Consider the following 22891-nt stretch of genomic DNA (forward strand, 5'->3'; position numbering starts at 1 on the left):
TTCAGCCGCATGGCTGACGCAGCCTGCCGCCTGACCTCATGGCGGCCCCCTGCGGGCAGATGATTTCGACAACAGCAGCTGTTCACGTGAGACCCGAAAAGGTCCGGCGCGGCTGCTTCCGACATTCGCAGATCCACCATGAAGGATTTCCAATCAGGTCTTTTCCTGAACAAGATCCCGTATGTACGGGCCGGTTCGGGACCCAACCCCATCGTCGTGCTCAACGGCGGGCAGGCTTTCGTCAGACGCCCCACACCGGCCCGCGCCCTGCGCGATGCGAAACGCATCGCGCGTCTTCTGCCCCGCAACAGAACGGTCTACATCCTGGGTTACGAGCCCTCCCCCCCGGCCGATCACGGCATCGGCGCCATCGTGGAGGACATCGCGCGCATCCTGCAGGATGAGATCGGCCCTGCCGCCGTCATGGGCATCTCCTTCGGCGGCTTCGTCGCCGCGCGGCTCGCGGCGGCGCATCCCGGCCTCGTGGACCAGTTGATCCTGCTGGTGAGCGCGCACCGCTTCTCGCCCGCGGGCCGCTGCAGCATCGACCGGCAGATCGAATGCGCCTGGCGGGGCGACTTCGAGGGTTTTCTCGAAGAGTTCGGCCTCGTGTTCCGCCGCCCCTGGCTCAACTGGCTCCTTCGCGCCCGTTTTCGCCAGGAGCGTCATCGCCTGCACGAGACGATGAACGATCCCGCCACCATCGTGCGCGGGCTCCATGCCGTCGCGGGCGAGGATTTCGGGCAGGATCCCACGTGGCTCACCGGCATCCGGGCTCCCACGCTGATCGTCGGCGGCACGAAGGATCCGTTCTTCGACGTAGACGCCATGGCGGAGACCGCGCGCCTGATCCCAAGCGCGCAGCTGAAGCTGTTCGAACGGGAGACCCACATGCTCCCGGTCGAGCGGGCCCGCAGCGTCGCGAAGGCGGCGAAGGCGTTCCTCGAGCTGCATCCGCCGCGCAGGAGCGGCGGCCCGTATCAGGCGGCCGCTCCTCCATGAACCTCAATCACCCACCTGCACCAGAACGTGCCGCTTCTTGCCGGCGGTGAGCTTCAGGGCTCCGTCGGCGAGATCGGCGGCGCTGACGGGCGCTTCCGCATCCTGCACGAGCGCGCCGTTGAGTCTCGCCCCGTTGTTGAGCACGAGACGGCGGGCTTCGCTGCGGGAGGCGGACAGGCCCGCCCGGACGAGAAGCTGCGCGACGGTGACGCCGGAATCGAACTCGGACCGGGAGAGGCCGACGCTCGGAAGGCCGGCGGCATTCTCACCCTCCCCGAAGGCGCGGCGTGCGGTGTCCGCAGCCTCGCGTGCGGCCTCATCGCCGTGGGCAAGCCGCGTCGCCTCTGTGGCCAGGACCTGCTTCGCCTCGTTGATCTCGGCGCCCTTCAGCTGCCCGAGCCGCTGCACCTCGTCGAGGGGCAGTTCGGTGAAGAGCCGCAGGAAGCGGGCGACGTCGTCATCCTCGACATTGCGCCAGAACTGCCAGAACTCGTAGGGGCTCAGGCGGTCGGCATTGAGCCACGTCGCACCGCTTGCGGTCTTGCCCATCTTCGTCCCGGCGGAGGTGGTGATGAGCGGCGTCGTCAGGCCGAAGAGCTGGCGCTGGTCGATGCGGCGGCCGAGCTCGATGCCGTTGACGATGTTGCCCCACTGGTCCGAGCCGCCCATCTGCAGCACGCAGCCGTGATGTCGCGACAGTTCCAGGAAGTCGAAGGCCTGGAGCACCATGTAGTTGAACTCGAGCAGCGTGAGCGGCTGCTCGCGCTCGAGCCGCAGGCGCACGCTGTCGAAGCTCAGCATCCGGTTGATGGTGAAATGCGTGCCGAAATCGCGCAGGAAAGGCAGGTAGCGCAAGGGATCGAGCCAATCCGCATTGTCCACCATCACCGCATCGGTCGGGCCATTGCCGAAGGCGAGGTAACGGGAGAAGACCTGCCTCAAGCCCGCAGCGTTCCGGGCGATCTGCTCACCGTCGAGCAGTGGCCGGCCCGCATCACGGAAGCTCGGATCGCCGATCTGCGAGGTGCCGCCGCCGATGAGCACCACCGGTTTATGGCCGCACTTCTGCAGCCAGCGCAGGGCCATGATCTGCACGAGGCTGCCCACATGCAGGCTGTCGGCCGTGGCGTCGAAGCCGATATAGGCCGCGACCGGCCCGGCCGAGAGCCGCTCGTCGAGAGCCGTCAGATCGGTGCATTGATGGATGAAGCCGCGCTCGATGAGCGTCTTCAGGAATTCGGACTTCGGGGTGCTCATGTCTGTCTCCTGGGGTTTAGCGGAAGCCGCTGCCCGGAGACCTGATCACCAAATGAAGATGCCGCCGGAGAGCGGCGGCATCGAACGTTTGGTCGCAACCGAACGGAGCCGCCCTATGGGGACGGCGTAAAATAGTTCGTGAAATTGGTGCGACCGGTGATCATGTTCATGGTTCTACGAGAAATCGGCGCATCTCGTCAATTTACTTTTTGCGGACCGCTACCGAAGACCTGAGTATCAAAATACTGTCCGATTCTTTTTCTGAGATAGACGAGCGTTTCGTGACTATCAGGGCGGTCGAAATCAGAACCGAAAGAAAAGATTGTTTCAGTCTTCATCGGTGGCTTATAGTGAGAGATCACTTCCGTGCTGACAGCATCAAGATCGTTACGATCAGTCTCGCTGATTGGCCTATCAAGATGAAAGCGGAGCTTGACCCACTCTCCAGATATAGAGCCAGTTACGAAGATTATTTGAGGTATAATCTCGCCAAGTAGCGCTGTCTGCAGAATGAGCCTTAGCTCTTGTTCAAGCTCTGTTTTCTTGTTCATCTGATCCGATTACTTAACAACTTAGCATACTGCCTTAGAAATACCCCTTCAAATTGCTCCGCACCCGCTCCAGCACCGGCACGTTCGGATCCGGCAGGGCGAAGGTTTGTCCCGTGATCCGCTCGAAGGCGTCGATATAGACCCGCGAGGTCTCCAGAACCACATCCTGCGGGATTGCGGGGATCTCGTCCTTGTAGGGATCGCAGCGCGCCACCACCCAGGTGCGGACGAAGTCCTTGTCGAAGCTTTCGGGGCGCTCTCCTGCCTCGAAACGCTGCTGATAGCTCTCCAAGAACCAGTAGCGGCTCGAGTCCGGGGTGTGGATCTCGTCGGCGATCATGATGGTGCCGTTCTCGTCGATGCCGAACTCGTATTTCGTATCGACGAGGATGAGGCCGCGTTCACGGGCCATCTCCCGCCCCTTCGCGAACAGCGCAAGGGCGTAGTCGGAGACCGTGCGCCACTGCTCCTCGCTCAGCAGCCCCTGCCCGACGATCTCGGCGGGAGTCAGGGGCTCGTCATGGCCGCCGTGGAAAGCCTTGCTCGTCGGCGTGATGACGGTGTGCGGCAGCTTCTCGTTGTCGCGCATGCCATCCGGCAGACGCATGCCGTACATCTCGCGCTCGCCCTTCTTGTAGAGGGAGAGGATCGAGGTGCCCGTGGTGCCGGCGAGATAGTCGCGCACCACGATCTCGACGGGCATGATGGTGAGCCGGCGCCCGATCAGCACGTTTGGATCGGGGTATTCGATCACGTGGTTGGGGCAGATGTCGGCGGTCTTCTCGAACCAGAACTTCGCCGTCTGCGTCAGCACCTGGCCTTTCAGCGGAATGGCCGCGAGGTTCCGGTCGAAGGCGCTCAGGCGGTCGGACGCGATGATGATGCGCCGCCCGTCGGGCAGGTCGTAGTTGTCGCGCACCTTGCCGCGGTAGTGGTTCGGCAGTTCCGGGATGGTCGCGTCCTCGAGGACATAGCCGGCATAGGCTCCAAGGGCTGCTTTATCCACCATGCTCACCTGCCAAGGGTTTCACGCGCCGCGCGGGAACGGCGGCAGGCGGAGTTCTAGCCGGAAATTGCGCCCGTGCTAGGCCCCGGCGGCCAAAAACCTGCCCTGTCCACCAGAACGACCCGGCTCTTTGCCCCTACTGGCCGGCCCGGGCGTCCTTGCGATAGGTGGCGTTGAGGCCAGACAAGGTCACGGTGGTCTCGTAGCCCTGGGCGTCGACGATGGTCCACGCTTTCAGCGCATTGGTCCGGGTGTCGAAGCGAAGCGTGATCTTGGACGTGCCGCCGAGGGTCGCGCTGTCGTCGAAGCGGACGGTCACGATGCCGTCGCGGCCCACCTGCACGTCCCGCACCTTGGTGTCGCGCGCGAGGTCGATGTTGTCCTGCACGAGGAACTTCAGGGGCGTTTGGCCGACCGGGTAGACGTCATTGGTGCCGAGCTTCTTGTCGCGGATCGCCACGTTGCGCCCATCCGAGATCACCTCAAGGGTGCTCGGCGGCGAATAGGCGAAGTGGAACTGGCCCGGGCGGCGCAGGGAGAGCGTGCCCTCCGCCTGCTGGCCGTTGGGGTTCTTCTGCACGAAATAGGCCGACATCTGGTCGAGGCTGTTGAAATAGGCGTTCACCCGGTCGAGGGCCTCCTCGGGAGATTTCGGCCCGGGCGGCGAGGTCGGCGTCGGGGCCGACGCGGGCGCGGCGACAGCCGTCGCGGCGGGTGCAGCGGGAGCCGGGGTGGAGCGGGCGGGCTTCGGCGGCTCGACAACCTTCGCCTGGACCGGCGCGGCAGGCTTGGGCAACTCGGCAGGCTTGGGCGGCCCCGCCGTCTGGACGGGCGGCGTGGGAGCCGGCTTCTCGGGCTCGGGCGCAGCCGGCTTGGCCTCGACGGCGGGCGCGGGCTGAGGCTTCGCTGCCCTCTGGGGCTCGGGCTTCGGCTGGGCCTGCGGCTGTGCGGCCCTCTGCGCTGCGGGAGCCTGTGGCTTCGGGGCAGCGGCTCTCGGTAGCGGACGGGGCTGAGCCTGCGGGCTCGGCCGGGCGACGGCCGGTGGAGCCGGCTCTGCCTGGGGAGCAGCCTGAGGGGCGCTCACCGGAGGCGCCGGCTTCTTGAAGATGCCGTCGAGGAAACGGGTCAATGGATCGGAGGGCTGCTGAGCGGCCGCTGGAGACACGCACGCCAGGGCGAGGGCAAGACCGAGAATGCAACGCGAGGACGAATGAAGCATGACGCCACTGCTAACCTGAAAATGCACGAAGGCCGGTGCGCAAAAGCACGGCCTGGCAAGGATTTATGGCTCGGATAAGAGGCTGAATGAAGGCAGGAACCTTGGCCGTGAAAGCGATTCGTGTCCAGGGCGGCCGAAGGCAATGCCGCCCCTCAGGCGGCATCCGCCAGTTCGTCATCATCCATGGCTTGGCGGGCAGGCGCAGCCTTGGACTTTGGGGGCTTGGGGGCTCGCGGGCGGGAAGGCTGCCGCTTCTTGCCCTTGGCGGGCTTCGCCTGCGCGCCGATGCCCCTCCACAGAGCCTGCCAACTCCAGGCGCCGGGCCCGGTGAGAGCATAGAAAAGGAGCCCGGCCAGGACCCCGAGATGCGACAGGAACACGGCCTGCTCGGCTTGGCGCGTGAGGCCGCCGTAATCCCAGAACCGGTGCAGGGTTCCGGTCGTGATGACAAGGGCGGCGATCAGGGCCGAGGTGCTCAGGCGCGGAGCGAGGCCGAGAACCAGGGCCAGAGGCCCGAAGACCTCCGCCAGGACGACCAGGGTCGCCACCACATCCGCATAGGGCATGCCCTTCATCGTCAGCGTGGCGGCGAAGCCGGAGATGTTCGTGGCGCGTCCGATGGCCGCCGGCAGAAAGCAGCCTGCCAGCAGAAGGCGGTTCAGCAGCAGAACTCCGTTGATGCCCGCACCCCTGTCCATGCCTCTGCCCTCTCCATCGCGCCGGCCGGGAATCGGCCGCTGTCCGAGGAGCATTTGAAGGACAGGTTCTTAACCTGTTCTTAGCGGCAGGAGAGCGATCCACCGCTCTCTACAGCTTGAGATTTCTTTCCCGCAGCATGCTCTCCCAGCGCAGGGAGTGCTCCACGATGGTGGCGAGGTCGTCATGGCGCGGCTGCCATCCCAGGCGGGAGCGGATGCGGGTCGAATCCGCCACGATGGTCACCGGATCGCCGGCCCTGCGGGGTCCGTAGCGCGCCTCCACGGGCTTTCCGGAGACCTTGCGGACGGTCTCGATGACCTCCGACACGGAGTATCCGTGCCCATAGCCGCAGTTCACCACCATGCTCTCGCCACCGTCGCCGAGATGGTTCAGGGCCAGCACATGCGCCGCGATCAGGTCGGTGACATGGATGTAGTCCCGGATCCCGGTTCCATCCGGCGTCGGGTAGTCGGTGCCGAAGATCTCCATGTGGGAACGCATGCCGAGGGCGGTCTGGATCGCCACCTTGATGAGATGCGTCGCATTGGCCGTCGACTGGCCGTGGCGCATGGCGGGATCGCATCCCGCCACGTTGAAGTAGCGCAGGATCACGTAGCGCATGTCGTGGGCGGCCGCGACGTCGCGCAGCATCACCTCGGTCAGCTGCTTGGAGCTGCCGTAGGGAGAGAGAGGCGCCAGCGGCGCATCCTCGCCGATGGGCTTGTCGGAGGTGTTGCCGTAGACCGCAGCCGTCGACGAGAACACGAACTTCTTGATCCCTGCGGCGACGGCCGCGGCCATGAGGGAGCGGCTTTTGACGGTGTTGTTCAGATAGTACCCGAGGGGATCCTCCACGGACTCGGGCACGACGAGTTTGGCCGCGAAATGAGCGATGGCATCGATTCTGTGCGTCTGAAGGGTGCGCAGGACAAGCTCGAAATCGCCGACATCGCCGACGACAAGAGGCACTCCCTCCGGCACGGACCATCGAAAGCCGGTCGACAGGTTGTCGAACACGACGGGCTTGTGGCCGGCATCGAGAAGAGCCAGAACCATATGGCCGCCGATATATCCAGCCCCGCCGGTGACGAGAACGTTCATGAAATCTCCTGGAGGTGCCCGCTCAACATTTTGGCATCGTGGCTCTATTGCACCTGGATTTCCAGATCAATCCGGGGCCGATAGACGTTAGAATAGCCTGTCAGACATGGACGGATGCAGAATGGACGATCGTAAGGAATATTGGTGGGTTCGCTACGAGACCGCGATTCAGCCGGCCGAGGTCGGCTTTGTGGGCGGCATACCGGTCAGCTTTCGGTTCATCGGGCTGGCGGGCAGCATTCCGGCCGCATCGGCCGAACTGATCGAGCGCCTGCCCTCTCCTCCCGTGCCCATCATCAGCGCCCCTATCGAGACCTCGCCTCGGAGCCCGGCCCAACCGCAGCGATCGGGCTCGTGGCTGTGGTTCATCGGAATCCTTCTTCTGATCCTGGTCGCCCAATGCTCGGGGCAGCTCTTCGACATGCTCAAGTAATAGCCGGCCGGCAAGCTTTGCAATAAGCGCCCTCCGCATCAAGAGCGAAGCATCCGACCCTTTAGGGGTAGAGGAGGTAATTCTAGAGCATTAGCTTCGCATGAAGTGCTGGAATGGCTAATTCCAAATTGCGCAGCACATACAAAATGCATCCATTCCGATTTTACAGTAATGCCTATTTAATCTGAGCAATCAGGCAGTCACCGATGAGGAAAACGCCGTTATGCTCATGAATACGATCGGGACGAGATCTATTCCTCCCTGAGTGCCCGTGCCGGCACGAAACGTCGAGGCACCCCCGCTTTGCCAGACGGGCTCGAACCCACAATCGAGCAGAGCCGCCCATAAGAGGCGACATCAAACATGAACGGCGCTTCGCGTCAGGCGCACCGGACCCTTGTCTGGTGACGATGACGCTCGCCCTAGGCCCAACGCATCCATCCTCGAGCGCACAAGGATATCGCGAATGCCCACCATCTTCCTAGATAATCCATCGAGCGATCCCGCCGAGAATGTCGCGCGGATTCAGAAGGCCATCGCAGACGCCAACAAGCAGTACATGGATAACCCTGACGGAGGTCAGGTCACCGTGCAGCTCGGCGCCGGAACCTGGGTTGTCACGGGCGACAGAACGAATCCCTCGAAAGGCGCCATCGAACTCCTGTCGGGTGTCGCGCTGACGGGCTCCGGCAACCGCGATACGGTCGTCAAGCTCGAGGACAACTTCGATGCCCGTATGAACGGCATCGTGCGGACGGCGCTGGAGAACGTCGACAACGTTACGATCTCCAACCTGGTCATCGACGGCAACCGGGCCAACAACATCGGGCACCAGGCCGCCTTCATCTGCGGCACGAAAGAAGAATCCGGCAAGGTCCAGACCAACATCACCCTCGACAACGTCGAGGCCAGGAACTGCACGGCCTATGGCATCAACCCTCATGAGATCACGTACGACCTGACGGTCAAGAACTGCATCGCCTACGGCAACGGGCTTGACGGCTTCGTTGCGGACGGCGTCGTGCGTGGCGTCTACGAGAACAACCTCTCCTATAGCAACGATCGCCACGGCTTCAACATTCAGAACGCCTCGTCCGACCTCATTCTTAAAGACAACGTCGCCCATCACAACGGCCTGGGTGCAACCGGCGGCGCGGGCATCGTCATTCAGCGCGGCAACCTCCAGCGCGGCGATGAGCCTGAAATCGTCCACGTGACCAACGTTCAGATCATCGGGGGAGAGTATTACGCCAACACCCGCGAGGGTATTCTGGTCAAGCTGTCCGACAATGTGACCATCAGCGGAGTCGAGGTCTACGGCAACATGCGCCAGGGCGTGCGCATCGAGGGCTCTGCCAACACGATCCTCAAGGACAGCCTGATTTCGAAGAATTCGCAGGAGATCCCGGGTGAGTATGACGAGGTCCAGATCCGCCTGCGAGAGGATTATCCGGACGGCAACCCCGACAACAATCCAGCGACCAACCCGATCAAGAATTACTACTCGGTCGGCACGAAGATCCTGAACAACATCATCAACCCTGAGGACGCGCGCTACGCAATCCGCGAGGAGCCCACGAACACTGCCGGCGGACCGACGGGAACGGTGGTCGAAGGCAACACTACGGGCGGCATTGCGACCGACGGCAACGATACGCTCACCGGCTCCGGTGGCGTCGATACGATGGCCGGCGGCAAGGGCGACGATACCTACATCGTCAACAAGGATGGCGACACCATCATCGAGAATGCCAATGAAGGCATTGATCTTGTCCTCGCCTCGGCCAAGCATACCCTGGCAGCCAACGTCGAAAACCTGACGTTGACCGGCACCGCCTCCATCAACGGCTATGGCAACGAACTCGACAACGTTCTGATCGGCAACGCCGGCAATAACAATCTCGAGAGCTTCGGCGGAGCGGACACGCTCTACGGCGGCGATGGCCTCGACACCCTGCAGGGCGGCGATGGGAACGATGTCTATATCGTCCACGATGCTGGGGATCTGATCGTCGAGAAAGCCAATGGTGGCCTGGGCGGCTACGATCACGTCTTCGCCGGCGTCAGCTATACGCTCACGTCTCAGGTCGAAGAGCTGACCCTGGTGGGAACAGCCAACCTGACTGCGACAGGAAACAGCGGCACGAATACGTTGAACGGCAATGCCGGGCACAATGTTCTGAACGGCGCCGAAGGAGCCGACAGAATGAAAGGCGGCTTGGGTAACGACAGCTACTATGTCGACCACACCCAGGACATCGTCATCGAAGCGGATGGAGAAGGGATCGACACCATCCTCAGCTCGATTTCCATTCCCATCTCCAGCCCCCTGGCCGCCAACGTGGAAAACCTGTGGCTGCTCGACCCGGCCAACCCCGGTGACCCGCTGACGAAATGGGCAAAGGACGGCGCAGGCAATCAGCTCAACAACCTCATTATCGGCAACAGCACGGACAACAAGCTGTATGGCTATGGCGGCAACGACACCCTTCTTGGCGGCGCCGGCAACGATACCTTGGACGGCGGCGAAGGAAACGATGTGGTTCAGCTCTCCGGAAACCGGGCGAGCTACGCGATCAGCGGCACCCTTGCGAACAGGACCATCGCCGGTGGCCCTGAGGGTACGGACACCTTGCTGAACATCGAGGTTCTGCAGTTCAAGGATGGTAGCCTTGTTGGCGACACATGGGTTCCGAACCCGGTTGCCCCTCCTCCCCCACCTCCTCCCGGCAACACCGGCAACCCGGTCGTCTCTCGCAACGGAACGTCCGGCTCGAATACCCTCAACGGCAGCGACAATGTCGATGACCGCATGAAAGGCCTGGGAGGCAACGACACCATCAAGGGCCGCGGAGGCAATGACAGCCTCTGGGGCGGCTCCGGCAACGACAAGGTCTATGGTGACGCTGGCGACGATTATGTCAGCGGCAGCTCGGGCAATGACAGGGTCTATGGTGGCTCCGGCAACGACAGAGTGTACGGCAGCAGCGGTAACGACCGAGTCTATGGCAGTTCCGGCGACGACTACGTCAATGGCGGCTCCGGCAATGACAGAGTCTATGGCGGCTCGGGAGACGACAGGGCTTATGGCGGCTCAGGTGATGACAGGGTCTACGGCGACTCGGGTGATGATAGGGTCTACGGCGACTCGGGTGATGACAGGGTCTACGGCGGATCCGGAAACGACACGGTCAATGGCGGATCGGGCAACGACCGGCTCTACGGCGGCTCCGGCAGCGATGCTTTCGTGTTCAACACAAAGCTCGGGAGCGCCTCGTCGGACCGCAAGGTCAACTTCGACAAGGTTGTCGACTTCAATGTCAAGTATGACAGCTTCCTCCTCGACAATCGTGTGTTCGATGAGCTCGGCAGCGGAACGTTCTCCAATCCGAAGCAGCTGGAGAAGGAGTTCTTCACCAGCAGCGGCAAGGCTCGGGAGCGGGACGATTACCTGATCTACAACAAGAAGACAGGCGTGCTCTCCTACGACGTGGACGGCTCGGGCTCCAAGGAGGCGGTGGAGTTTGCTCAGCTGAGCAAGAACCTCAAGCTCACCTACAAGGACTTCTTCATCATTTGATGAAGTCGCATTCGAAGAGCCCCGGCCGAAAGGTCCGGGGCTCTTTTTGTTTTCGCCCGTGAACTTCGGCCACCGGGTGCCTGCCACCAAACCGGCGGATCGCAGTTGAGTGATCGGAAGGACAGGTGACAACCATCATCGACCTCTATAAAGACGAGGAAGTTTCACATTCTAAAGAAACAGAATATTATATTTCACATCTGAAAGATGCTAATATGGCCGCGCATGGCGCCCTGGACCTCATCGGCCGGACCCCTCTCGTCGAGGTGACGAGTCTCGACCCGGGTCCGTGCAGGCTTTTCCTCAAACTGGAGAGCGCCAATCCCAGCGGCTCCATCAAGGACCGGCCGGCCCGGGCCATGATCGAAGCGGCGGAAGCCGACGGGCGCCTGAAGCCCGGCGGCACCATCATCGAGGCAACGGCCGGCAACACCGGCGTCGGCCTCGCGCTGGTCGGGGCCAGCAAGGGCTACCGCACGCTGCTCGTGGTGCCGGACAAGATGTCCCGCGAGAAGGTGCTGCATGCCAAGGCCCTCGGCGCCGAGGTGGTCATCACCCGCTCGGACGTGGGCAAGGGTCACCCGGACTACTACCAGGACCTCGCCCAAGCGATCACCGCCAGGACGCCCGGCGCCGTCTACATCAACCAGTTCGAGAACCCGGCCAACCCGGCCGCCCACGAGGCGAGCACCGGCCCGGAGATCCTGGACGGGATGGACGGAGACGTGGATGCGGTCGTGGTCGGCGTCGGCTCGGGCGGCACGCTCACCGGCGTCGGGCGCTATCTCAAGAAAGCATCGCCCAAGACAGTCATGGTGCTGGCCGACCCGGCAGGCTCCATCCTCGCGCCGCTGGTGGAGACCGGGCAGATGATCGAGGCCGGCTCCTGGGCCGTTGAGGGCATCGGCGAGGACTTCGTGCCGCCGAACTGCGATCTCTCCTTGGTGAAGAAGGCCTACTCCATCACCGACAAGGAAAGCTTCTCGGCCGCCCGAGAACTCCTGCGCAAGGAGGGCATTCTGGCGGGCTCCTCCTCCGGCACGCTCCTGGCAGCAGCCCTGCGTTACTGCCGTGAGCAGACGGAGCCGAAGAGAGTCGTTACCCTGGTCTGCGACACGGGCGCCAAGTATCTGTCGAAGGTGTTCAACGATGCCTTCATCGCACAGGAAGGCTGGCTCGACCGCAAGGTGACCGGCACGGTCCGGGACGTGGTGATCAACCCGTTTGGCGAAGGCGCCACCATCTTCGTCTCGCCCACCGAGACCCTCCGCTCAGCCTTCGCGCGCATGCGCTCCTCCGATGTCTCCCAGTTGCCTGTGATCGACGACGGCCGTGTGGTCGGCCTCATCGACGAGAGCGATATTCTCGATGCGCTGGTGGCCAACGAAGGCGCGCCGCAGAGCGTGTTCGACAAGCCGGTGCGCGATGTCATGGTCACGCGCCTGCAGACCATTGCAGCCGATGCTCCCGTCCGGGAGCTTCTGCCCCTCTTCACCGCCGGTCTCGTGCCGGTGATCATGGACGGCGATGCCTTCGTCGGCCTCGCCACCCGCATCGACCTCATCAACTTCTTCCGGATCCAGCCCCAATGACCGCCCGCAACCAGCTCGATTTCGCCACCCGCTGCATCCATGCGGGCCAGTCGCCGGATCCCACCACCGGCGCCGTGATGATGCCGATCTACGCAACCTCGACCTTCGCGCAGGAGAGCCCCGGCGTTCACAAGGGCTTCGAATATGCCCGCTCGCAGAACCCGACCCGCATGGCCTTCGAGCGCTGCATCGCGGATCTCGAAGGCGGCTCGGCAGCCTTCGCCTTCTCCTCGGGGCTTGCCGCCAGCGCGACCATCCTCGACATGCTGGAGCACGGCTCGCACATCGTCGCCTCCGACGATCTCTATGGCGGCACGCGCCGCCTGTTCGAGCGGGTGCGCCGGAAATCGGCCGGGCTCGACATCACGTATGTCGATCTCGGCGATGCGGAAGCCGTGAAGGCGGCTCTGCGCCCCAACACCAAGCTCGTCTGGGTCGAGACGCCCACCAACCCGCTCCTCAAGCTCGCCGATCTCGAGGCGATTGCGACGGCAACGCGCGGGCATGGCACCTGGCTCGTGGCCGACAATACCTTCGCCAGCCCGTGGGTGCAGCGGCCGCTCGAGTTCGGCTTCGACATCGTGGTGCATTCCACCACGAAGTACCTCAACGGCCATTCCGATATGGTCGGCGGCGTGGTGATCGTCGGACAGAACCAGGAGATCCGCGAGAAGATCGCGTTCCTGCAGAACGCCGTTGGCTCCGTCTCTGGTCCTTTCGACAGCTTCCTGGCGCTGCGCGGCCTGAAGACCCTGTCGCTGCGCATGGAGCGGCACTGCACCTCGGCGCTCAAGATCGCCCAATTCCTCGAAGCACATCCAGGCGTGGACGGCGTGATCTATCCGGGCCTCGCCTCGCATCCGCAGCATGAGCTCGCCAAGCGCCAGATGCGCGGCTTCGGCGGCATCATCACGGCCCGCATCAAGGGCGGCCTCGACGGGGCCACGCGCTTCCTGGAGCGCTGCCAGCTCTTCACCCTGGCGGAGAGCTTAGGGGGCGTGGAAAGCCTCATCGAGCACCCGGCGATCATGACCCATGCCTCCGTGCCGCCGGAGGTGCGGGCCGAACTCGGCATCGACGACGGGCTCGTGCGCCTGTCGGTCGGCATCGAGGATGCGGACGACCTGATCGAGGATCTGCGCTCCGCGCTTTCGTAGAATGTCGATGTGAGCGATGCCTGCTCCGGCAACCCTGGAGCAGGCATTTCTTTCTCAAGCCGTCGGCGAAAACCGCCCCACGAGCTGATGCCGGTCACCGGGATAGGTGAGCCGCGCTTCGGTGACGAAGGCGCCTGCCTGCCAAGTCCGGCGCTCCAGTACGAGGCAGGCCGCGCCGGATTGGATCTGGAGCCGCTTCGCCATCGGGCCATCCGCGTTGACGGCACGCACGATGTGCTCCGCATCCGTCCACGGCACTCGCCGCAACAGCCACGTGCCCGGTGGGTCTTCCTTGAACGGCTCCTTGTCGGCCTCGGGCACGGTGGCGAGGTTGATCAGGCGCTGCTCGAAGGCGAGCGGCACGCCATCCATCACATGCAGGGTCGAGAGGCAGAGCATCTCCGTGCCCGGCTTGAGCCCCGTCCGTTGTGCGGCAGCGGCGTCGATGGGCTCGATGGAACGGTGCAGGATCTTGAAACGGTACTCAATTCCGGCGCGCGCCGCTTCCAAGGCGAAATCCTGAATCTGCAAAACCGCCTGCTGGTTGCTCGGCTCCGCCACGACGGTGCCTGCGCGGCGCCGGCGGGTGATGAGGCCGTTCGCGGCGAGCGTCGAGAGCACCTTGTTCACGGTCATGCGCGAGCAGCCGTATTCGGTCATCAACTCGTGCTCGAACGGAATGCGGTGCCCCGGCGCCCATTCGCCGGACATGATCTTGGCCTCGATGTCGTCGCGGATGCGCTGGTGCAGATGTTTCATGCCGCCTTCATCCTCCCTCAGACCAGGATGCGGGCCATGGCCTGCACGTAGCGGGCGCGGATCGTATCGCGGCTCACGTGCCGGCCGTTCCTGACCACAGGCTTGCCGGCGACGAACACCGTGTCGATGGCGGCCCTGCCGGCCACGAACACGTAGGCATCGAGCCAGCGGTCGCCCGAGACGGCGGCGAGATCGGGATGATCAGCGTCGAGCACGACGAAATCGGCACGATGTCCCTCGGCGATGGCGCCGATCCGCCGCCCGAGCGCCTGCGCCCCGCCCGTCAACGCCGTCTCGTAGAGGCTGCGCCCCGTGGACTGCCCCTCACGCTCGGCCAGAACATTGCGGGCACGGTGCTTGAGGCGCTGGCTGTACTCGAACTGCTTGAGTTCCCCCGGGGCCGAGATCTCGATGTTGGAATCGGACCCGACGCCGAAGCGCCCGCCGGCCGCCCGATGATCGACGCCCTCGAAGATGCCGTCGCCGAGATTGGCCTCGGTGATCGGGCACAGGCCCGCCACGGCGCCGCTCGCGGCGATGCCCTTCACCTCCTGCGGGTCGAGATGCGTGGCGTGGATGAGGCACCAGCGTCGGTCGACAGGGGCATGGTCGAGCAGCCACGCGACAGGGCGCTGCCCCGACCACGCCAGGCAATCCTCCACCTCCTTCACCTGCTCGGCGATGTGGATGTGGACCGGCCCCTCGCCTGCCATCGCGACGACCTCGCCGAGGCTCTCAGGGAGCACGGCGCGCAGGCTGTGGGGCGCTACGCCCACCACAGCATCGTCGAGTCCGGCCACCTCCCTGCGCGCTCCGTCCAGCAGGCGGGCATAAGATTCGACGTCGTTGATGAAGCGCCGCTGCCCCTCCGTCGGCGCCGCGCCACCGAATCCGCCCTGCGCGTAGAAGACCGGCAGAAGCGTCAGGCCCATGCCGGTCTCCTGCGCTGCAGCCGCAATGCGCCCGGAGAGTTCCGCGATATCGCCAAAGGGGCGCCCTTGCGCATCGTGGTGCAGGTAGTGGAACTCGGCGAGCGCGGTGAAGCCGCCCTCCAGCATCTCCATCATAGCAAAGGCCGCGACCGCCTCCACATCGTCCGGTGTGAGGGAGCCGAGGAAGCGGTACATCACCTGCCGCCAGGTCCAGAAGCTGTCGCCCTCGGGCCCGCGCGTTTCGGCAAGGCCCGCCATGCCGCGCTGGAAAGTATGGCTGTGCAGGTTGGGCAGTCCGGGTAGCGTGATCCCGGCAATGCGCTCGCGACCATCAGGCGAAGCCTCGGGATGCACGGCGGCGATTGCCCCGCTCTCGACGTCGATGCCGACGTTGCTGGCCCAGCCGCCGGGCAGGAGAGCGTGATCGAGAATGAGCCTGCGCATGGCGGACACCTTTGCTGCAAAGCGGCCTGACCTCGGCAGCCGCCAAAAAGCCATGCGGTCGCCCGACCATCAGAACCGATCGAATACGTCTAGACAATATCAATTGTTTGTATTTATGTATAGACATAATCGCAAACGAACCGGAGCAGGAACATGCGCTTCGACCGGGTCTGGCTCAATGCTCGCCTTGTTACGCTCGCTGGCGAAGGCCTCGGGATCGTCGAGAACGGAACTGTTGCCTCCACGGACGGTCGCATCGCCTTTGCCGGATCGATGCAGGATATGCCTACAGGCTGGGACGCAGCCGAGCGGATCGACTGCGAGGGCCGCTGGATCACCCCAGGGCTCGTCGATTGCCACACACATCTGGTCTATGGCGGCGACCGCGCCCACGAGTTCGAGCTGCGCCTCAACGGCGCGAGCTACGAGGAGATCGCCCGCGCCGGCGGCGGGATCGTCTCCACCGTGAAGGCGACCCGGGCGGCGAGCGAGGACGCGCTCGTGGCGAGCGCCCTGCCCCGGCTCGATCATCTCATCGCTGAGGGCTGCACCACAGTTGAGATCAAGTCGGGCTACGGACTCGACCTTGAGACGGAGGCTCGGTCTTTACGCGCCGCGCGCCGCCTCGAGCAGGAACGCCCCGTCTCCGTCACCACCACGTTCCTCGGCGCCCATGCGCTGCCGCCGGAGGCGAACGGCGACAAGGACGCCTTCATCGAGAAGGTCTGCCGAGAGATGCTGCCGGCGCTCGCCCGCGAGGGACTGGCCGATGCTGTCGATGCATTCTGCGAGGGCATCGCGTTTTCGCCGGAGCAGACCGCGCGCGTGTTCGACGCCGCCAAGGCGCTGGGCTTGAAGATCAAGCTGCACGCCGACCAGCTCTCCAACCTGCACGGCGCGAAGCTCGCCGCCGATCATGGCGCGCTCTCCGCCGATCATCTCGAATACACCGACCAGGAAGGTGCCGCCGCCATGGCGAAGGCCGGCACGGTGGCGGTGCTGCTGCCGGGCGCCTTCTACATGCTGCGCGAAACGAAGGTGCCGCCGATTGCCGCCTTTCGCGAAGCAGGCACCAGCATGGCGCTTGCAACGGACTGCAACCCCGGTACATCGCCGCTCACCTCGCTGCTCCTCACCATGAATATGGGCGCCACCCTGTTCCGCATGAATGTCGAGGAATGCATCGCAGGCGTGACGCGCGAAGCCGCGCGGGCGCTGGGCCGGCTCGATGAGATCGGCACGCTCGAGCGCGGCAAGAGCTGCGATCTCGCCATCTGGAATATCGAACGGCCTGCGGAGCTCGTCTACCGCATCGGCTTCAACCCGCTTCACGCCCGTGTCTGGAGGGGACAGTGACACAACCCATCATGCTTCACCCCGGCTCCGTTTCCCTGGCCGACTGGCGCAGCGTCTATCTCGGGGCTGACATTGCCCTGGATCAGGATTGCCGCAGGGCCATCGAGGCCAGCGCAAAGACCATCGACGACATCGTCGCCAAGGGCGATCCGGTCTACGGCATCAATACCGGGTTCGGAAGGCTCGCCAGTGTGCGCATCGGCGCGGCCGATCTCGCGACGCTCCAGCGCAACATCGTGCTCTCGCACGCCGCCGGCGTCGGCGAGCCGCTGCCCATTCCTGTCGTCCGGCTGGTGATGGCGCTGAAGCTCGCGAGCCTCGCGCAAGGCGCGTCTGGCGTCCGCTGGTCCACCATCGAGCATCTGACGGCTTGCCTGAAGGCCGGGCTCGTTCCCGTCATTCCGGGCCAAGGCTCTGTCGGCGCCTCGGGCGACCTTGCGCCGCTGGCGCACATGACGGCGGGCCTGATGGGCGTCGGCGAGTTCTTCGTCGACGGCGTGCGGGTGAAGGCGGAGGCGGCTCTCGCCCGCGCCGGTCTCACGCCGCTTGTGCTCGGGCCCAAGGAGGGCCTGGCGCTTCTCAACGGCACGCAGGTTTCGACCGCACTCGCGCTCGCGGGCCTGTTCGAGGCCGAGCGCGTGTTCCGCGCCGCTCTCGTCACGGGAGCGCTCGCCACCGATGCAGCCAAGGGTTCCGACGGGCCCTTCGATGAGCGCATCCAGAAGCTGCGCCGCCATCGCGGGCAGATCGAAGTGGCAGCCTCCTTGCGCGCCCTGATGCAGGGCAGCGCGATCCGCGCCTCGCACCTCACCAACGACGACCGCGTGCAGGACCCGTACTGCCTGCGCTGCCAGCCGCAGGTGATGGGCGCGGTGCTCGACCTGCTGCGGCAGGCGGGCGAGACGCTCGGCACCGAGGCGAATGGTGTCTCCGACAATCCGCTCGTGTTCTCGGATACGGGCGAGGTGATCTCCGGCGGCAACTTCCATGCGGAGCCGGTGGCTTTCGCCGCCGACATGATCGCCATGGCGCTCTGCGAGATCGGATCGCTCGCCGAGCGGCGCATCGCCATGCTGGTCGACCCGACGCTCTCAGGCCTGCCGGCCTTCCTCACGCCGAAGCCGGGTCTGAACTCCGGCTTCATGATCCCGCAGGTCACGGCCGCCGCTCTGGTTTCCGAGAACAAGCAGCGCGCCTATCCGGCGAGCGTCGACTCGATCCCCACCTCCGCCAACCAGGAGGATCATGTGTCCATGGCGACCCATGGCGCCCGCAGGCTCCTGCCGATGGCGATGAACACCGCCAATGTCATCGGCATCGAATATCTGGCCGCCGTCCAGGGCTGCGACTTCCACGCCCCGATGACATCGAGCGAGCCCCTGGAGCGCGCCCGTGCCCTGCTGCGTGCGCAGGTTCCGCACCTCGACGACGACCGGCACATGGCGCCCGAGATGGAAGTGGCCACGGCCCTCGTCGCCTCCGGCGCCCTCGCCGACGCAGTCGGCGGCGACGTGCTGCCGCTCGTCACGGATGAGGCGAGGTAATGAGCACGAAGCTTCCGGACTGGCTCACGGTCACTCGTGGCGATGCACCCCTCGTGGTGAGCCTGCCGCATACCGGCACCGACATCCCGGCCGAATACGAGCGCGGCCTCGTCTCGCCTTGGCTCGCGCGCAAGGATGCCGATTGGTGGATCGAGCAGCTCTACGACTTCGCCGCAGGCTTAGGCGCCACGGTGATCCGCACGACGATCTCCCGCACGGTGATCGACGTGAACCGCGACCCGTCCGGCGTCTCGCTCTACCCAGGGCAGGCGACGACGGAGCTGTGCCCCACGACCACCTTCGACGGCGAGGCGCTCTATCGGCCCGGAGCGGAGCCCACGGCCGAGGAGATCGCCGAGCGCCGCGCCCGCTTCTTCGATCCCTATCACGAGACGCTCCGCGCCGAGACCGAGCGCCTGCGCGCCCAGCACGCCAGCGTAGTGGTCTACGATTGCCACTCGATCCGCTCGGTGATTCCGCGCCTGTTCGACGGCACCCTGCCCCACTTCAACATCGGCACCAATGGCGGCACCACCTGTGCCCCTGCGCTGAGCGACGCCATCGAGACAATCTGCGCGAACAGCGGCTTCAGCCATGTGGTCAACGGTCGCTTCAAGGGTGGATACATCACGCGCAGCCTTGGGCGCCCTGAGGCGGGCGTTCATGCCGTCCAGATGGAGCTCGCTTGCCGCGGCTACATGCGCGAGCCGCTCGGACCTGTTTCCGAGAGCGAATGGCCCGCACCGTACGACGAGGCCTATGCCGCACCCATGCGTTCCGCCCTCACCCTCATTCTCCAGACCTGTCTCAACTTCGCCCAATCCAAAGCCTGAGGACCGTCTCATGACCCGCATCGACAACGCCCGCGTGATCCACGCTCCCCACGGCACCGAACTGTCCGCCAAGAGCTGGCTGACGGAGGCGCCCCTGCGCATGCTGATGAACAACCTCGACCCGATGGTCGCCGAGAAGCCTGGCGAGCTCGTCGTTTATGGCGGCATCGGCCGCGCCGCGCGCGACTGGGACAGCTTCGACCGCATCGTCGCTGCGCTCAAGAACCTCAATGAGGACGAAACGCTGCTCGTGCAGTCGGGCAAGCCCGTCGGCGTGTTCCGGACGCACGCGGATGCGCCGCGCGTGCTGATCGCCAATTCCAATCTCGTGCCGCACTGGGCCACCTGGGACAAGTTCCATGAGCTCGACCGCAAGGGCCTCATGATGTACGGCCAGATGACGGCCGGCTCCTGGATCTATATCGGCACCCAGGGCATCGTGCAGGGCACCTACGAGACCTTCGTGGAGGTGGGCCGCCAGCACTACAATGGCGACCTCTCCGGTCGCTGGATTCTCACCGGCGGACTCGGTGGCATGGGCGGCGCGCAGCCGCTCGCCGCCACCATGGCCGGCGCTTCGTGCCTCGCGGTCGAATGCCAGCCGAGCCGTATCGAGATGCGCCTGCGCACGGGCTATGTCGACCAACGCGCCGACACGTTGGACGAGGCTCTCGCAATCATCGAGCAATCCTGCCGCGACAAAAAGCCGGTTTCCGTCGGCCTCCTCGGCAACGCCGCCGAGGTCTTCCCGGAGATCTACCGGCGCGGCATTCGCCCGGATGCGGTGACGGACCAGACCTCCGCGCACGATCCGATCAACGGCTACCTGCCGAAGGGCTGGACGCTTGGCGAGTGGGAGGCCAAGCGCGAGACAGACCCGAAGGCCGTGGAGCATGCCGCCAAGCAGTCCATGGCCGAGCACGTGCGCGCGATGCTCGACTTCCACAAGGCCGGCGTGCCGACCCTCGACTACGGCAACAACATTCGTCAGATGGCGAAGGAAGAAGGCGTGGACAACGCCTTCGACTTCCCGGGCTTCGTGCCGGCCTATATCCGTCCCCTCTTCTGCCGCGGCATTGGGCCGTTCCGCTGGTGCGCGCTCTCGGGCGACCCGGAGGACATCTACAAGACCGACGCCAAGGTGAAGGAGCTGCTGCCCGACAACAAGCACTTGCACAACTGGCTCGACATGGCCAAGGAACGCATCAAGTTCCAGGGCTTGCCTGCGCGCATCTGCTGGGTGGGCCTGGGCGACCGCCACCGCCTCGGCCTCGCCTTCAACGAGATGGTGGCCAAGGGCGAGCTGAAGGCGCCGATCGTGATCGGCCGCGACCACCTCGATTCCGGTTCGGTTGCCAGCCCGAACCGCGAGACGGAGGCCATGAAGGATGGGTCCGATGCGGTCTCCGATTGGCCGCTCTTGAACGCGCTTCTCAACTGCGCATCGGGCGCCACCTGGGTGTCCCTGCACCATGGCGGCGGCGTCGGCATGGGCTTCTCGCAGCATTCCGGCATGGTGATCGTCTGCGACGGCACGCCGGAAGCGGCCAAGCGCGTTGAGCGCGTGCTCTGGAACGACCCGGCGACCGGTGTGATGCGCCATGCGGATGCGGGCTACGACATCGCGGTCGACTGCGCCCGCGAGTTCGATCTCAACCTGCCGAGCCTGCGCTGATGAAGGCGCGGGTCATCCGCAGCGAGGATCTCGTCCGCGCTCCCTGGAAGAACGGGGGAGGCACGACCGCGGAGGTCGCGGCCTTCCCGGAAGGCTCCGGTTTCGACACGTTCGGTTGGCGCATCAGCATGGCCGATGTCGCCTCCGACGGGCCGTTCTCGGCTTTTCCGGAGATCGACCGCACGCTGATCGTGGTCGAGGGCGGCGGCATTGAACTCGACGTGGAGGGTGTCGCCTATCGGTTGGACAAGGCCTCTCCCAAGCTCTCCTTCTCCGGCGGCGACATCACCATCGGGCGGCTCCTCTCGGGACCGATCCGCGATCTCAACGTCATGACCCGGCGCGGCCAGTTCCGGCACCGGGCGCGGTTCGTGGAATCCGGCGTGGCGCTGCTCGCCGAGGAAACCCGCGTCGCCTTCCTTGTCGCGCTCGACGGTTCCTTCGACGTGACCCTCGATTCGACCATTCATTCGCTCCAGGTGCTCGACACGCTGATGCTGGAGGCGACGCAGGATCTCATCCTGCTCTCCGGGACGGGCCGGGCGATCCTCGTCGAGATCGCGCCCGACCAGCCGACCTGAGAGTGCATTTTCGGCGGACGGTGCCCAAAACAACGGCAGGAGCAAATGTCTATACATTTGACATTGCCGCTCCGTCATGGTGCCATTCGCCCGCTCGGACAAGAATGCACGATGCGAAAACCGAAACCTTCCAGAGGGCGCGGTCGGCAGAACGAGCCAGGGAACTTGGATAAAACGGAGGCTGCAATGAAGGCGGTATTGGGTGGTTTGGCCGTGTTGGCGCTGGCGGTCGGGTCCGCTTCGGCGCAGGAGACGAAGGTGACCATCGGCATCTCGGGCTGGACGGGCTTCGCGCCCCTGACGCTCGCCAAGGAAGCCGGCATCTTCAAGAAGAACGGCCTCGACGTGACGATCAAGAAGGTGCCGCAGGCCAGCCGCCACCTCGCCATCCAGTCAGGCGACATCCAGTGCGCCGCCACCACGGTGGAGACCTGGATCGTGTGGAACGCCAACGGCGTGCCCACCAAGCAGATCTTCCAGCTCGACAAGAGCTACGGCGCCGACGGCATGGTGGTGCGCAACGACGTGGGCTCCATCAAGGACATCAAAGGCAAGCAGGTGGCGGCCTCCGCCCCCGGCACGTCGCCTTATTTCGTGCTGGCTTGGATGCTGAAGAAGAACGGCCTCTCCATGAAGGACGTGACCGTGGTCAACATGGAGCCCGGCCCGGCCGCGCAGGCCTTCATCGCCGGGCAGAACGACGCGGCCATGACCTACGAGCCCTATCTCTCCTCCGTGCGCGCCGCACCCCAGGCCGGCAAGATCATTGCCACCACGCTCGATTATCCGGCCGTGATGGACACCTTCGGCTGCACGCCGAAGTTCCTCACCGACAACCCGAAGGCTGCCAAGGCCCTCGCCGACAGCTATTTCGAGGCTCTCGAGATGATCGAGAAGGATCAGGCCAAGGCCTACGAGATCATGGGCGCGGACGTGAAGCAGACGGGCGAGGCCTTCGGCAAGTCCGCCCAGTATCTGCGCTGGCAGGATCGCGAGGCCAACAAGAAGTTCTTCGCGGACGAGTTCAAGACCTTCTCGGCCGAGGCCGCCGACCTGCTGCTCGAAATTGGCGTCATCAAGCAGAAGCCTGACATGGACGCCCTGGCGGACACGAGCTTCATCCAGTAACCCATTCTTCCGGCGGCCCGGTTTCGTCCGGGCCGCCTGCCC

General features: G+C 64.7%; 19 protein-coding genes. 11 read left to right on the plus strand and 8 right to left on the minus strand.

Annotation, left to right across the window (positions count from 1 at the left end; translation table 11 throughout):
• Positions 1-138 precede the first annotated feature (138 nt).
• Complete coding sequence (locus JAO75_RS10460; RefSeq protein ID WP_199048939.1) at positions 139-1002, plus strand: alpha/beta fold hydrolase; 864 nt, start codon at positions 139-141, stop codon at positions 1000-1002.
• A 3-nt stretch (positions 1003-1005) separates the two neighbouring features.
• On the opposite strand, the gene tyrS is transcribed toward JAO75_RS10460, so the two are convergent.
• From tyrS to galE, 6 genes are all read right to left on the minus strand, one after another.
• A complete protein-coding gene (gene tyrS / locus JAO75_RS10465; RefSeq protein ID WP_199048941.1) occupies positions 1006-2259 on the minus strand; it encodes a tyrosine--tRNA ligase in 1254 nt (417 codons plus the stop codon).
• A gap of 197 nt (positions 2260-2456) precedes the next feature.
• The gene (locus JAO75_RS10470; RefSeq protein WP_199048943.1) at positions 2457-2810 is read right to left on the minus strand and encodes a MafI2 family immunity protein; all 354 of its coding nucleotides are present in this window, start codon (positions 2808-2810) and stop codon (positions 2457-2459) included.
• Positions 2811-2844: 34 nt separating this feature from the next.
• Complete coding sequence (locus JAO75_RS10475) at positions 2845-3819, minus strand: phosphoribosylaminoimidazolesuccinocarboxamide synthase (protein ID WP_199048944.1); 975 nt, start codon at positions 3817-3819, stop codon at positions 2845-2847.
• A 133-nt stretch (positions 3820-3952) separates the two neighbouring features.
• A complete protein-coding gene (locus tag JAO75_RS10480) occupies positions 3953-5035 on the minus strand; it encodes a LolA family protein (protein WP_199048946.1) in 1083 nt (360 codons plus the stop codon).
• 152 nt (positions 5036-5187) lie between these two features.
• Complete coding sequence (locus tag JAO75_RS10485) at positions 5188-5733, minus strand: DoxX family protein (protein ID WP_199048948.1); 546 nt, start codon at positions 5731-5733, stop codon at positions 5188-5190.
• 109 nt (positions 5734-5842) lie between these two features.
• Positions 5843-6835 carry a UDP-glucose 4-epimerase GalE gene (gene galE, locus JAO75_RS10490; RefSeq protein ID WP_199048950.1) on the minus strand — a complete coding sequence of 331 codons (993 nt, stop codon included), beginning with the start codon at positions 6833-6835 and terminating at the stop codon, positions 5843-5845.
• A 121-nt stretch (positions 6836-6956) separates the two neighbouring features.
• Here galE and JAO75_RS10495 point away from each other — a divergent pair, with 121 nt between their 5' ends.
• The 4 genes from JAO75_RS10495 (at position 6957) to JAO75_RS10510 (ending at position 13597) form a co-directional block, all read left to right on the plus strand.
• Positions 6957-7268, plus strand: coding sequence for a hypothetical protein (locus JAO75_RS10495; protein ID WP_199048952.1), 312 nt, complete (start codon positions 6957-6959; stop codon positions 7266-7268).
• A 466-nt stretch (positions 7269-7734) separates the two neighbouring features.
• Complete coding sequence (locus JAO75_RS10500; protein WP_199048954.1) at positions 7735-10848, plus strand: right-handed parallel beta-helix repeat-containing protein; 3114 nt, start codon at positions 7735-7737, stop codon at positions 10846-10848.
• 215 nt (positions 10849-11063) lie between these two features.
• Positions 11064-12440, plus strand: coding sequence for a pyridoxal-phosphate dependent enzyme (locus JAO75_RS10505; RefSeq protein WP_199048956.1), 1377 nt, complete (start codon positions 11064-11066; stop codon positions 12438-12440).
• Entirely contained in the window at positions 12437-13597 is a 1161-nt protein-coding gene (locus JAO75_RS10510) for a cystathionine gamma-synthase (RefSeq protein ID WP_199048958.1), read from the plus strand. The genes JAO75_RS10505 and JAO75_RS10510 overlap by 4 nt, the downstream gene beginning before the upstream one ends.
• Before the next feature lie 54 nt (positions 13598-13651).
• Here JAO75_RS10510 and hutC read toward each other — a convergent pair whose 3' ends face one another.
• Both hutC and JAO75_RS10520 read right to left on the minus strand, forming a co-directional pair.
• Positions 13652-14356, minus strand: a complete 705-nt coding sequence (gene hutC, locus JAO75_RS10515; RefSeq protein WP_199048960.1) for a histidine utilization transcriptional repressor HutC — start codon at positions 14354-14356, stop codon at positions 13652-13654.
• A 17-nt stretch (positions 14357-14373) separates the two neighbouring features.
• Positions 14374-15732: a formimidoylglutamate deiminase gene (locus tag JAO75_RS10520; protein ID WP_199048962.1), complete on the minus strand. Its 1359-nt coding sequence runs from the start codon at positions 15730-15732 to the stop codon at positions 14374-14376.
• 153 nt (positions 15733-15885) lie between these two features.
• On the opposite strand from JAO75_RS10520, the gene hutI reads away from it, so the two are divergent.
• The 6 genes from hutI (at position 15886) to JAO75_RS10550 (ending at position 22849) form a co-directional block, all read left to right on the plus strand.
• Positions 15886-17088: an imidazolonepropionase gene (gene hutI, locus JAO75_RS10525; RefSeq protein WP_199048964.1), complete on the plus strand. Its 1203-nt coding sequence runs from the start codon at positions 15886-15888 to the stop codon at positions 17086-17088.
• 11 nt (positions 17089-17099) lie between these two features.
• The gene (gene hutH / locus JAO75_RS10530) at positions 17100-18632 is read left to right on the plus strand and encodes a histidine ammonia-lyase (protein WP_199049105.1); all 1533 of its coding nucleotides are present in this window, start codon (positions 17100-17102) and stop codon (positions 18630-18632) included.
• Entirely contained in the window at positions 18632-19465 is an 834-nt protein-coding gene (gene hutG, locus JAO75_RS10535; RefSeq protein ID WP_199048966.1) for an N-formylglutamate deformylase, read from the plus strand. Before hutH ends, hutG begins: the two co-directional genes overlap by 1 nt.
• 10 nt (positions 19466-19475) lie before the next feature.
• Positions 19476-21140 carry a urocanate hydratase gene (hutU, locus tag JAO75_RS10540; protein ID WP_199048968.1) on the plus strand — a complete coding sequence of 555 codons (1665 nt, stop codon included), beginning with the start codon at positions 19476-19478 and terminating at the stop codon, positions 21138-21140.
• Positions 21140-21721, plus strand: a complete 582-nt coding sequence (locus tag JAO75_RS10545) for a HutD/Ves family protein (protein WP_199048970.1) — start codon at positions 21140-21142, stop codon at positions 21719-21721. The genes hutU and JAO75_RS10545 overlap by 1 nt, the downstream gene beginning before the upstream one ends.
• Before the next feature lie 186 nt (positions 21722-21907).
• Positions 21908-22849 (plus strand): ABC transporter substrate-binding protein, encoded by a 942-nt coding sequence (locus tag JAO75_RS10550; RefSeq protein WP_199048972.1) that lies wholly within the window; start codon positions 21908-21910, stop codon positions 22847-22849.
• Positions 22850-22891: the final 42 nt, after the last annotated feature.

It is taken from the genome of Microvirga splendida (assembly GCF_016427565.1).
GTDB classification, from domain to species: domain Bacteria; phylum Pseudomonadota; class Alphaproteobacteria; order Rhizobiales; family Beijerinckiaceae; genus Microvirga; species Microvirga splendida.